Annotated in this window: 12 protein-coding genes; 11 read left to right on the top strand and 1 reads right to left on the bottom strand. The window is 36.4% G+C overall.

Going from position 1 to position 11,839, the window contains the following annotated elements; genetic code table 11:
- The first annotated feature begins 171 nt into the window (after positions 1–171).
- Positions 172–561 carry an FxsA family protein gene (locus OU989_RS16380; RefSeq protein WP_274794068.1) on the top strand — a complete coding sequence of 130 codons (390 nt, stop codon included), beginning with the start codon at positions 172–174 and terminating at the stop codon, positions 559–561.
- Here the strand turns inward: OU989_RS16380 and OU989_RS16375 are convergent.
- Positions 545–1,510, bottom strand: coding sequence for an AI-2E family transporter (locus OU989_RS16375; RefSeq protein WP_274797366.1), 966 nt, complete (start codon positions 1,508–1,510; stop codon positions 545–547). The two genes, OU989_RS16380 and OU989_RS16375, sit on opposite strands and share 17 nt — an antisense overlap.
- Positions 1,511–1,759: 249 nt before the next feature.
- Between OU989_RS16375 and citZ the strand changes: the two genes are divergently transcribed.
- The 10 genes from citZ (at position 1,760) to hflC (ending at position 11,826) form a co-directional block, all read left to right on the top strand.
- Positions 1,760–2,875 carry a citrate synthase gene (gene citZ, locus OU989_RS16370; protein ID WP_274794067.1) on the top strand — a complete coding sequence of 372 codons (1,116 nt, stop codon included), beginning with the start codon at positions 1,760–1,762 and terminating at the stop codon, positions 2,873–2,875.
- Positions 2,876–2,954: 79 nt separating this feature from the next.
- A complete protein-coding gene (gene icd / locus OU989_RS16365) occupies positions 2,955–4,217 on the top strand; it encodes an NADP-dependent isocitrate dehydrogenase (protein ID WP_274794066.1) in 1,263 nt (420 codons plus the stop codon).
- A 177-nt stretch (positions 4,218–4,394) separates the two neighbouring features.
- Positions 4,395–5,333 (top strand): malate dehydrogenase, encoded by a 939-nt coding sequence (gene mdh / locus OU989_RS16360; RefSeq protein ID WP_274794065.1) that lies wholly within the window; start codon positions 4,395–4,397, stop codon positions 5,331–5,333.
- A 206-nt stretch (positions 5,334–5,539) separates the two neighbouring features.
- Entirely contained in the window at positions 5,540–5,980 is a 441-nt protein-coding gene (locus tag OU989_RS16355; protein WP_274794064.1) for a MaoC/PaaZ C-terminal domain-containing protein, read from the top strand.
- Positions 5,981–6,032: 52 nt separating this feature from the next.
- Positions 6,033–6,749, top strand: coding sequence for a response regulator transcription factor (locus tag OU989_RS16350; RefSeq protein ID WP_274794063.1), 717 nt, complete (start codon positions 6,033–6,035; stop codon positions 6,747–6,749).
- A complete protein-coding gene (gene pnpS / locus OU989_RS16345) occupies positions 6,746–8,281 on the top strand; it encodes a two-component system histidine kinase PnpS (RefSeq protein WP_274794062.1) in 1,536 nt (511 codons plus the stop codon). Before OU989_RS16350 ends, pnpS begins: the two co-directional genes overlap by 4 nt.
- 354 nt (positions 8,282–8,635) lie before the next feature.
- The gene (locus OU989_RS16340; protein WP_274797365.1) at positions 8,636–9,007 is read left to right on the top strand and encodes a CidA/LrgA family holin-like protein; all 372 of its coding nucleotides are present in this window, start codon (positions 8,636–8,638) and stop codon (positions 9,005–9,007) included.
- Positions 9,004–9,717 carry an LrgB family protein gene (locus OU989_RS16335; protein ID WP_274794061.1) on the top strand — a complete coding sequence of 238 codons (714 nt, stop codon included), beginning with the start codon at positions 9,004–9,006 and terminating at the stop codon, positions 9,715–9,717. Before OU989_RS16340 ends, OU989_RS16335 begins: the two co-directional genes overlap by 4 nt.
- Positions 9,718–9,853: 136 nt before the next feature.
- A complete protein-coding gene (hflK, locus tag OU989_RS16330) occupies positions 9,854–10,816 on the top strand; it encodes an FtsH protease activity modulator HflK (protein WP_274794060.1) in 963 nt (320 codons plus the stop codon).
- Positions 10,816–11,826 carry a protease modulator HflC gene (hflC, locus tag OU989_RS16325; RefSeq protein ID WP_274794059.1) on the top strand — a complete coding sequence of 337 codons (1,011 nt, stop codon included), beginning with the start codon at positions 10,816–10,818 and terminating at the stop codon, positions 11,824–11,826. Before hflK ends, hflC begins: the two co-directional genes overlap by 1 nt.
- Positions 11,827–11,839 lie beyond the last annotated feature (13 nt).

The following is an 11,839-nucleotide window of genomic DNA, read 5'->3' as shown; positions in this document are numbered from 1 at the left end:
TCTAAGGGTTGTACACTCTCTATTTTTACTCTATACCGTAAACTTCTATTTTTCTCTTACTAACTACGGCAGGTTTTCTATTTGAGTGAGGGCATTCATTTTTTTATGAAACTAATTGGGCTATAATAACGTATAAAAGGTATAGCTTTTTCAAGTAGAGAGGGGAAAAATATGCGAAAAATTTTTCTTGGTGTCGTTGTCTACGCATTAGCCGAATTGGCGTTATTAATAGTCATTGGACAAAATATTGGTGTATTTAGTACATTGATGCTGATTGTTGCAACAAGCGTTATTGGAATATATGTAATGAAAAATAAAGGTATGAATTCTATTCAAAATGTAAAAAATACAATGGCCAGAGGAGAGGCACCAGGAGCTGCTTTGGTTGACACACTATTAACATTTGGTGGTGGTTTGTTCTTAGCGCTACCAGGGTTTTTAACAGATCTTGTTGGCTTACTACTTCTCATGCCTTTTTCACGAAAAATGTTCCAACCAATTGTCTATTACTGGATGCGTAAAAAAATGAAAAAAGGTCAATTTATTATCGTTCAAAGATAGAGTTTTCCTTTAGCTTTACGGCTAAGAATAAAAAGATAGGACTAAGCAATATTCCATAAAAGCCAAACAATAGAATAGAGGCAGCACTGATGAAAAATGTATGGAACGTACGTAGTTGAAGTGTATTGGACCAAAGCATTGAATCGGCTAGCTGCCTTGTTAATTGTACAAATAAATATAATAGTAAAATGGCTACACATAAAAATGTATTGCCGTTGAAATAAAAATAAATACTCATTGGTACAAGGAAAACACCAATTCCGAAAAATGGTAGTACATCTGCAAATGCTACAATGAAAGCTTTAATGATGGCTTGTTCAAACTGAAGGATCATAAATCCAGCACAAAGAATAAATAAAGTAATTGTGAATAATTGAAACTCCACAAATAAGAAGTAATGAAAAAGTTGCATCATTTTTGCGAAGTGAGATTGCCATTCTTGACGATATTTTTTGGGCACATATCGGAAAAACCAGTACCGTGATTTACGTGTTTCTAGTAAAGCGAAATAATAAGCAACTAAAAAGATAAATACCTCAATGACGTGCTTCATCAATAATTGGAAAAGATCTGCTGTGTAGACGATGATCGAATCAAAAATCGACAGTGATTTTTCCTTTAAAACTTGTACAAACATGGATTCATATTCACTAAAAAGCGGGAAATTAAGTAATGTTTCTCTAATTTCAGGAAATATTACAATAATACTGTTGATGGATATGACGACAAGTAGAAAAATACAAGTTAATATTAATACTTCCACAATAATTGCTGCCATCCAATAGGCAACCTTACAATATTTATGCAGAAATTTTATAATAGGATACGTCGAAAATGATAAAAAAATAGCAAGAGAAACAGGTAACACAAACCAAAGTATCACTAAATAAAAAATAAAAAGCAAAATACTTGTAGTTCTTTCGTATGAAAAATACTTTAAATTCCTCATTTTTACATATTCACCCCAAACTAAATGATAAATTAATGTCAAAATATACAAAACAACCTCTTTAGGACAAATATATAGTCGTTCGGACGTCTTTTTCTTTATTTGGAGGATTTTCATTCACAAAGCTGTCAAAAATGATTATAATAGCAATGTAAGCGATTTACTTAATGGTTCATATGAGCAAAATCCGCAAATGCAAGATAAAAAACGCATTTGCAACAAAATATAAATATGAGGGAGCGATAATTTATGTCAGCAACTAAAGGTTTAGAAGGTATCGTAGCAGCGGAATCTAAAATCAGTTCAATTATCGATGACACACTTACATATGTTGGTTACAACATTGATGATTTAGCAGAAAATGCGTCATTCGAAGAGGTAATTTACTTGTTATGGCATACTCGTTTACCAAAAGAGGACGAGCTAGCTGAATTAAAACAACAATTGGCAGACAACATGTCAATTCCGCAAGCGATTATCGATCAATTCAAAACATACCCACTTTCAACTGTACATCCAATGGCTGCACTACGTACTGCAGTATCTCTACTTGGTGTATTCGATGAAGAAGCGGATGTTATGGATCCAGAAGCAAACTACCGCAAAGCAATTCGTCTTCAAGCTAAAATTGCTACAGTAGTAACTGCATTTGCACGTGTTCGTAAAGGCTTAGAGCCAGTTGCACCGAAACCTGAACTAGGATATGCTGCAAACTTCTTATACATGCTTAAAGGTGAAGAGCCAGCAGCAGTTGAAATTGAAGCATTTGATAAAGCATTAGTATTACATGCTGACCATGAGTTAAATGCATCTACATTTACAGCACGTGTATGTGTAGCTACATTATCAGATGTTTATTCTGGTGTAACTGCGGCAATCGGCGCATTAAAAGGACCACTTCATGGTGGAGCAAATGAGCAAGTTATGAAGATGTTATCTGAAATCGGCTCACTTGAAAATGTTGAATCTTATATTCAAAATAAATTAGACAACAAAGAAAAAATCATGGGCTTCGGTCACCGCGTTTATCGCAAAGGCGACCCTCGTGCACCACATTTACGTGTAATGTCTCAAAAATTAACTGAACTAACTGGTAAACCAGAGCTTTATGAAATGTCAGTTAAAATCCATGACATGATCGTGGAACAAAAGAAATTACCTGCTAACGTAGATTTCTTCTCTGCGTCAGTGTATGATTCTTTAGGTATTGATCATGACCTGTTCACACCAATTTTCGCAGTATCACGTACTTCAGGTTGGGTGGCACACATCCTTGAGCAATATGCAAATAACCGCCTAATCCGTCCACGTGCTGAGTATGTTGGACCAGGCATGCAAAAATATGTTCCAATCAGCGAGCGCTAATTTGGAAAATATGCTAGAATGTTTGGGACTGTGTTATCACTAACACAGTCCTATGATTATGAATTTAGGAGGCAACAGAATGTCAAACAAAATTGTAGTTGAAAATGGCGTACTTAATGTACCAAATAATCCAGTAATTCCTTTCATCGAAGGTGATGGAATTGGTCCAGATATCTGGGCAGCAGCATCACGCGTAATCGACGCAGCAGTAGAAAAAGCTTATAACGGTGAAAAGAAAATCGAATGGTTAGAAGTTTTAGCTGGTGAAAAAGCATTTAACCAAACTGGTGAATGGTTACCACAAGAAACTTTAGACAAAATTAACGAATACTTAATTGCAATCAAAGGTCCTCTTACTACGCCAATCGGTGGTGGTATCCGCTCTCTTAACGTAGCATTACGTCAACAACTTGACCTATATGTATGCTTACGTCCAGTACGTCACTTTGATGGAGTGCCTTCTCCAGTTAAACGCCCAGAAGACGTTGATATGGTTATCTTCCGTGAAAACACAGAAGACATCTATGCTGGTATTGAATTCGAATCTGGTTCAGAACAAGCTCAAAAAATCATCAACTTCCTACAAACTGAATTTGGTGTAAACAAAATCCGCTTCCCAGAAACTTCTGGTATCGGTGTAAAACCTGTATCTAAAGAAGGTACTGAGCGTTTAGTACGTTCTGCTATCGAATATGCAATTAAACACAAACGCCCATCTGTTACTTTAGTTCATAAAGGTAACATCATGAAATTCACTGAAGGTGGATTCAAAAAATGGGGTTATGAATTAGCAGAAAAAGAATTTGCTGATCAAACTTTCACTTGGAACCAATACGATGCAATCAAAGCTGAACAAGGTGAAGAAGCAGCAAACAAAGCTCAAGCTGATGCACTTGCAGCAGGTAAAATCCTAGTTAAAGATTCTATCGCTGATATCTTCTTACAACAAATCTTAACTCGTCCAACTGAGTTCGATGTAGTTGCTACAATGAACTTAAATGGTGACTATATTTCTGATGCACTAGCTGCACAAGTTGGTGGTATTGGTATCGCTCCAGGTGCGAACATTAACTATGTAACTGGACATGCGATCTTCGAAGCTACTCACGGTACAGCACCAAAATATGCTGGCTTAGATAAAGTAAACCCATCTTCAGTATTACTTTCAGGTGTATTAATGCTTGAACACTTAGGATGGCAAGAAGCTGCTGACATGATCACTAAATCTGTTGAGCAAACAATTTCTTCTAAAGTTGTAACTTATGACTTCGCACGTTTAATGGACGGAGCAACAGAAGTGAAATGTTCAGAATTCGCGAATGAGTTAATCAAAAACCTATAATTTTCTATTCTACAATAGGAATTATCGCTAAAGCGGATGTTTTATTCTGCCGATATAATTAGGGTGAAAGTAAATTAAATTTAATATTTACGATAAACTTGTTTAATCGAGGGAGTGAGATGTATATCTCCTCCCTCTTTTAAAATATATAACCTAATTTTAAAGGAGCGTATTCAAATGTCTCTGAAACGTAAAAAAATCTCAGTAATTGGTGGCGGCTTTACAGGCGCTACTGCAGCATTTTTAGCAGCTCAGAAAGAACTTGGTGATGTTGTTTTAGTGGATATTCCACAAGCTGAAAACCCAACTAAGGGGAAGGCCTTAGATATGTGGGAAGCAGCGCCAATACAAGGTTTTGATTCTTTTGTACAAGGTACATCTAATTATGCAGATACGGCTAATTCTGATGTAGTCATCATTACTGCTGGTGTTGCACGTAAACCAGGCATGAGTCGTGATGATTTAGTCCAAATCAATCAAGGTGTCATGAAAACTGTTTCAAAAGAGATTGCAACGCATTCACCAAATGCCACAATTCTTGTACTGACAAATCCAGTTGATGCCATGACGTATACAGTATATAAAGAAACAGGCTTCCCTAAAAACCGTGTTATCGGTCAATCGGGTGTTCTTGATACGGCTCGTTTCTGTGCATTTGTGGCGGAAGAACTTAATATCTCCGTAAAGGACATTACAGGCTTTGTATTAGGTGGGCATGGTGACACAATGGTACCGTTAACTCGTTATTCATTTGCAGGTGGGATTCCATTAGAAACGTTAATCTCTGCAGAACGTTTAGAAGAGATTGTTGACCGTACGCGCAACGGTGGAGCTGAAATTGTCAACCTGCTTGGGAACGGCTCAGCGTATTATGCACCAGCTGCGGCTCTGATCGAAATGGCAGAAGCAATTATAAAAGATCAGAAACGTATTCTTCCTTCCATTGCTTATTTAGAAGGCGAGTATGGCTATCATGATTTATATTTAGGTGTTCCCACATTATTAGGGGCCAATGGCATTGAAAAAATCTTTGAGCTTCAGTTAACAGACAAAGAAAAGGCGTCTTTAGACCAATCGGCAGATGCCGTCCGTCAAGTGATGAAAATTTTAGTGTAATTTGATAATGACTCGTCATAAGGTGTCCAGATTTCTTGCGAGTGTGTTCAATACTCTCGAAAAATAGAAAACGAGTAGGAATGATTCCTGCTCGTTTTTTTATATTCAAATATTGTTTAGGCTATTGTTCTTCTGCTTTTCATTGTACTTTTGGCATAAAATTGATACTATGAATGTAATATGATAGAAAAGGGGTTGGCGTATCTTTGCTTCAAAAAAATGGTAAACTTGGTCTTTCAATAGATGAAATAACAGTTGGCGAGAAAATCCATATAACTGAAAAAATTGAAGATAGGGATTTATTGCTGTATTTAGGGCTTACAAACGATAGTAACCCACTTTATATTCAACATGACTACGCGGCAATGACACCTTTTCAGAAGCCAATTGTGCCGACAATTATGTTAAATGGAATTATTACATCAGCTGTGTCAAAGTATATTCCTGGACCGGGTGCACGAATTATTGAGCAACATTTAAAATATTTAGGACCTCTCTATCATTATGAATTGTTTGATACGCTATTAGAGGTAACGGCAGTCAATAAATACGACAATACAATTACTGTGTCTGTACACTCATATAATGAGCAAAAGCAGCTTGTGATTGAAGGTATGTTGCTAGTGACTCCACCACTTGCATTATAGACGTCTTGAGATTTGAAATGGGGGTTTCAAATCACTAACGGAGGCATTATACATGACAAAAACGATTTTAGTTATTGAAGATGAATTTTCGATTGCAACATTATTGAAATATAATTTAGAACAGGCAGGTTACGCTGTCGAAACGGCTGCTGATGGTCAAGAAGGACTTGAAAAAGCGATCGACTTACAGCCAAATTTAATTCTTTTAGATTTGATGCTTCCAAAGCTAGATGGTATGGAGGTATGTAAGCAAATCAGACAGCAACGTATGAATACGCCTATTATTATGTTAACTGCTAAAGATGACGAATTTGATAAAGTTCTTGGTCTTGAGCTAGGAGCAGATGATTATATGACCAAGCCTTTTAGTCCCCGTGAAGTATTGGCGCGTGTCAAGGCTGTATTAAGACGTTTCACACAAAACGTTGTGGCTGATGATAAGGATGAGCCACAAGAGAAAATGTATGAGTTTGGCCAATTACGTGTGTTTCCGGAGCGTTTTGAAGTCTTTTTGCAAGACGAGGCACTGGAATTTACGCCGAAAGAATTTGAGCTACTCATATACTTACTTGAAAATAAAAATCGTGTACTAACGCGTGATCAGCTGTTAAGTGCTGTATGGAAATACGATTTTGCTGGCGATACTCGAATAGTGGATGTACACATTAGCCACCTTCGCGATAAAATCGAGGAAAATAGCCGTAAGCCGATGTTCATTAAAACAATCAGGGGTCTAGGCTATAAATTTGAGGAGCCGAAAACGACATGAAATCAATGAGCAAACGCTTATTCTTGACATTCATGCTTTTACTTGGAACGATACTAGCTGTCCTAATGATTGTTATAGGTCAGCTTTTTCCTGTTTATATCAAGCAATACCATGAACAAACAAACGCACAAATACAAGCGTCCATGGATCAAGTAATAGATGAGCGCAAGATTAAATTATCCAAGGAAGATCAAGAAGCATTGTATGCCGTACAGAGCAAAGGTCAAGAGGAATCTGTGCTAACGTATGTGCGTACCAGACTCTATATAGTACTGGCTATTCTTTTTACGATCACTTTGATTTTAATTGCCATTATAAGTCGCTATATGATTCGTAATTTCACTGCACCGATTGATAACGTCACAGAGACGGCACTTGAGCTTGCAAAAGGGAATTATCGTGCACGTGCTCAAGAAAATGAACATGAACGTATGATACCACTTAGCCATTCTATAAACATTTTGGCACGTAATCTGCAGGATATTACGACAATACGAGAAGTGGAAGAAGAAAGATTGAAAACCTTAATTGAAAATATGGGAAGCTCTCTCATGATGATCGGGCGAGAGGGGAATATTTCTATAGTCAATCGGGTATTTCTAGAGCGCTTTGGTATGCAGCTTGATGAAGTACAGGGCAAAGTTTTTCGTACAATTGGCTTACCGAAATCATTGGAGCAATTTATTGATCATGTATTTTTAACTGAAATGCCTTATCGACAACAAATTAAAATGGAAATACAACAGGAGCTTTACAATAAAGAAGTATACGGGGCTCCTGTCATTGGCGACCATGGAAGATGGCTTGGTGTTGTAATTGTAATGCATGATATTACGGAACTTGTTCGATTAGAGCAAATTCGTAAAGACTTTGTTGCTAATGTCTCGCATGAATTACGTACACCTATTACTTCAATTAAGGGCTTTTCTGAAACATTACTGGATGGAGCCTATAAAGATGAAAAAATGCTGATTTCCTTCCTAGAGATCATTTATAAAGAAAGTAATCGACTTCAAATGCTTATTCAAGATTTATTAGAGCTTTCGAAGATTGAGCAACATGGCTTTACTGTCAATATTATGCCAATGGGCTTGCAGGATGTTTTAATCCGTGGAGCAGAGTTGACAGCACCACGCTTAGATGAGAAAAATATGAGTTTCCAAGTGGACATTGAAAGGGATGTCCAAGTGATGGGAGATGCCAATCGTATTATTCAAATTGTGACGAATTTAATTACTAATGCTATTACATATTCTCCTGAAAACACAACCGTTTCCATCCGTTTAAAGGAAAATGAAACATATGGCATTATAGAAATAGAGGACCAAGGAATTGGCATTGAAAAGCATGAAATCGCCCGCGTTTTTGAGCGGTTTTATCGTGTGGACCGTGCAAGAAGTCGAAATTCAGGTGGTACAGGCTTAGGGCTAGCAATTGTAAAGCATCTTGTAGAGGCCCATCATGGTCGTATTCAAGTGGAAAGTGAAGTCGGAATAGGAACGAAAATGATTGTCATGATTCCGAAAAATTAACAATTCCTTAACATGAATAACATGTTCCATTCATATTTGGGTACTATACTTGTTAGTAGAAACCCCCTATATGATTGTTAAGACGATAACCATAAAAAATCTGTTAAAGATTTTTAATAACTGCTTTTATTCCCCACAGGAAGAATCTACTGTCTAAATTTAGACGCTAGGTTCTTTTTCTGTTTTACAGGGAAGGTAAATAGGTGTAAAGTATAGTAGCATAAAAGTTTAACATGAATCTTACGCCGATTATGTTGTTAAACAATAGCTTTTACAGTCAGTGAATCAGTCTTCTTTTCATTTGAATCGTGTTTTTCTGACTGTGAAGGCAGAGAAAAAAATGAGAGAAGGATGATCATGAAAATCGTCAAAAGTATCGTGCAGATCGGCTATCTTTATATCCTATTATTTATAGGAAATACTATTGCACGCCTACTTCATTTGCCGATTCCAGGAAGCATAATAGGACTTGTTCTATTATTTTTACTTTTACAGTTTCATATAATCAAGCTTGAATGGATTGAGTTAGGCGCAGCGGTATTACTAAGTGAACTATTATTATTCTTTATTCCATCTGCTATCGGAGTTATTGATTATCAAGCCTTATTCGGTATGCAAGGAATGAAGGTTGTGCTAGTTATTGTTGTAAGTGCAATTGTTGTGATGTTTGTAACAGGCTATACGGCACAATGGCTAGAGCAACGAAAGAAGGGTAATACAATATGAATCTATTCATTACTATTGTCAGCTTACTAGGGACTATTGCTATTTTTTATATTAGTAAAATGATCTATAAAAAAAATAAAAAGGAATGGCTATCACCTATATTGATTACACCTTTAGTGATTATTTGTATTTTATTACTGACAGGTATACCTTATAAATCCTATAATACAGGAGCCACTGTTTTAACCAATTTATTAGGACCTGCAACCGTAGCGTTTGCAATCCCGATATATAAAAATGTTAATTTATTGAAAAAACATGCATTTGAAATTTTTATTAGTATTGCCGTTGGTTCTGCGGTTGCTATTGTATCCTCCTTTATCATGGCTATAATGGTAGGGTTAAATGATGAATTAGTGCATAGTTTAGTGCCTCGTTCTGTTACGACACCGATTGCAATGGACATTTCAAATATGATTGGTGGTTCTCCAACTCTAACAGCTGTTTTCGTTATGACAACGGGTATTTTAGGGAGCTTATTAGCACCTATCCTCATTAAAATATGTCGTTTTCATCGCCCCTCTTCTAAAGGCTTACTGCTTGGAATGGGAGCCCATGGCACTGGAACATCTAAAGCATTTGAATTTGGAGAGCTAGAAGGAACATTTGCCAGTCTAGCAATGATCGTTGCCGCATTAATTAGCATTGTCTTATCTACAACCATTTTCCCAGTTTTTGAACATCTAGTGATTAACATCCTGTTGCCTTAAAAGGTGACAGGATTTTTTATTTTAAATTGAGAGCTCTGGTAAGGGAGACCCCTCCGTAAATTATATGAAAATATTTTGAAACTTTTTTTAAATGTCTTCCGTAAACAGTAGTAATAAATAAAAGGGAGGAACAGACATGAGTGTGAAAAGGACACTAATGATGGTTGGACTTGGAATAGTTGGAGTTATAGCTCTTATTTCAGTTTTTACATCATGGTACACTGTGGATGAATCAGAACAAGCCGTTGTCATTACATTTGGTCGTGCTGATGATACAATAACTAATCCAGGTCTCCATTTTAAATTGCCATGGCCAGTCCAATCTGTTGAAATTTTGTCGAAAGAAACATTTAGTTTACAGTTCGGTTATAAGCAAAATAAATCAGGTGAATTAGAGGCATACGATGCCGAAACGAAAATGATTACAGGGGATGAAAATATTGTATTAACAGACCTTGTTGTTCAATGGAAAATTACAGAGCCTAATAAGTTTTTATTTAATTCACAAGATCCAGAAAGAATATTACATAGCGCGACATCGAGTGCCATTCGTTCGATTATCGGAAGTTCTTCTATCGATGCAGCGTTAACAGAAGGTAAAGCTGACATCGAAGCAAATACTCGTCAATTATTAGTTTCACTTATTGAAAAATACGATATTGGGATAAGTGTTTTAGGTGTAAAATTGCAAGATGTAGAATTACCAAATAAAGATGTCCGTGCAGCATTTACTGCTGTAACAGATGCACGGGAAATGAAAAACACAAAAATAAATGAAGCTGAAAAATATGAAAACCAACGCATTAGTGAAGCTGAAGGTGAACGAGATGCTATTATGTCGAAAGCAAAAGGAACTAAAACAGCTCGTATCGAGCAAGCACAAGGGGATGTAGCAGTCTTTAATAAAATGTATGAGCAATATAAGGGCAATCAGCAAATTACACGAGAGCGATTAATTATAGAGACGCTTGAAAATGTTCTACCGAAAGCACAAATTTATATTATGAATGATGATGGTAGTACAATGAAGTATTTACCACTTCAGCCATTACAGCCTCAGCAGGGACAAACAGAGAAAAAAGAGGGGAGCGGTAATTAATGGACCAAAAAAATAAGGACCTTGACAAATTCCTCAATTTTTTATCAGGTAAAAGTAAAAAAGCTGCTCCATCAGATGGTGATTCTGGGGACAATGTAGTGAAAATGTCAAAAAAGGGCCCTAAGAATCCAAAGAAATATATCTCTCTAGCTATAACTTTAACTGCAGTGTTTGCTCTTGTAATTATTCTACTATCTAATATTTATATTGTGAAAGAATCAGAATATGCTGTTGTTCGACAATTTGGAGAGGTTGTAAAGTTTGAACGTGAACCAGGTTTAAATATGAAAATACCTTTTATCCAAAGTGTCACAAAGCTACCAAAAAACCAAATGACATATGAAATTTCAGAGGAAGAGATTAATACAAAGGATAAGAAGCGGATTATTATCGACAATTATGCGGTATGGCGTATTACGGATCCTAAGTTATTAATTTCAAATGCAGGTACAATTGAAAAAGTTGAATCTCGTATGGAAGAGTTTATATATTCTGTAATTCGCTCTGAACTTGGCCGAATTAACTACACTGAAATTATAAACGATGAAGATTCTTCGAGAGGTAGCATAAACGATCAAGTAACTCAACGTGTTAATGAACTTCTTTCCAACGATAACTATGGTATTGAAGTAGTAGATGTACGTATTCGTCGCATTGATTTACCTACTGAAAATGAGCAATCTGTTTTTACGAATATGATTTCAGATCGTGAATCAATTGCCCAAAAGTACTTGTCAGAGGGAGATGCACAGAAACGTCGTATTGAGGCCCAAACGGATCAACAAGTACAAGAAATGCTTGCTAAAGCAAGTAAAGAAGCTGCTTTAATTCAAGCAGAGGGTGAGGCAGAAGCCGCAAAAATTTACAATAAATCATTCTCCCAAGATCCTGATTTCTATTCTTTATATCGCACACTGGAATCCTATAAGAAAACAGTAGGAGAGGATACAGTTATCATTTTACCTGCCTCATCACCATATGCAAAAATATTATCTGGTTATATAAAATAACATCAAGTCGTCT

It is taken from the genome of Lysinibacillus irui (genome assembly GCF_028877475.1).
GTDB classification, from domain to species: Bacteria; Bacillota; Bacilli; order Bacillales_A; family Planococcaceae; genus Lysinibacillus; species Lysinibacillus irui.
This window is presented reverse-complemented; position numbering and strand designations above follow the sequence as displayed.

Bases quoted from the DNA above. Each gene is read 5' to 3' on its own strand.
- hflC (WP_274794059.1), top strand. From the start codon at position 10,816: ATGGACCAAAAAAATAAGGACCTTGACAAATTCCTCAATTTTTTATCA.
- OU989_RS16335 (WP_274794061.1), top strand. From the start codon at position 9,004: ATGAATCTATTCATTACTATTGTCAGCTTACTAGGGACTATTGCTATT.
- OU989_RS16380 (WP_274794068.1), top strand. From the start codon at position 172: ATGCGAAAAATTTTTCTTGGTGTCGTTGTCTACGCATTAGCCGAATTG.
- pnpS (WP_274794062.1), top strand. From the start codon at position 6,746: ATGAAATCAATGAGCAAACGCTTATTCTTGACATTCATGCTTTTACTT.
- OU989_RS16375 (WP_274797366.1), bottom strand. From the start codon at position 1,510: ATGAGGAATTTAAAGTATTTTTCATACGAAAGAACTACAAGTATTTTG.
- mdh (WP_274794065.1), top strand. From the start codon at position 4,395: ATGTCTCTGAAACGTAAAAAAATCTCAGTAATTGGTGGCGGCTTTACA.
- icd (WP_274794066.1), top strand. From the start codon at position 2,955: ATGTCAAACAAAATTGTAGTTGAAAATGGCGTACTTAATGTACCAAAT.
- citZ (WP_274794067.1), top strand. From the start codon at position 1,760: ATGTCAGCAACTAAAGGTTTAGAAGGTATCGTAGCAGCGGAATCTAAA.
- OU989_RS16350 (WP_274794063.1), top strand. From the start codon at position 6,033: ATGACAAAAACGATTTTAGTTATTGAAGATGAATTTTCGATTGCAACA.
- hflK (WP_274794060.1), top strand. From the start codon at position 9,854: ATGAGTGTGAAAAGGACACTAATGATGGTTGGACTTGGAATAGTTGGA.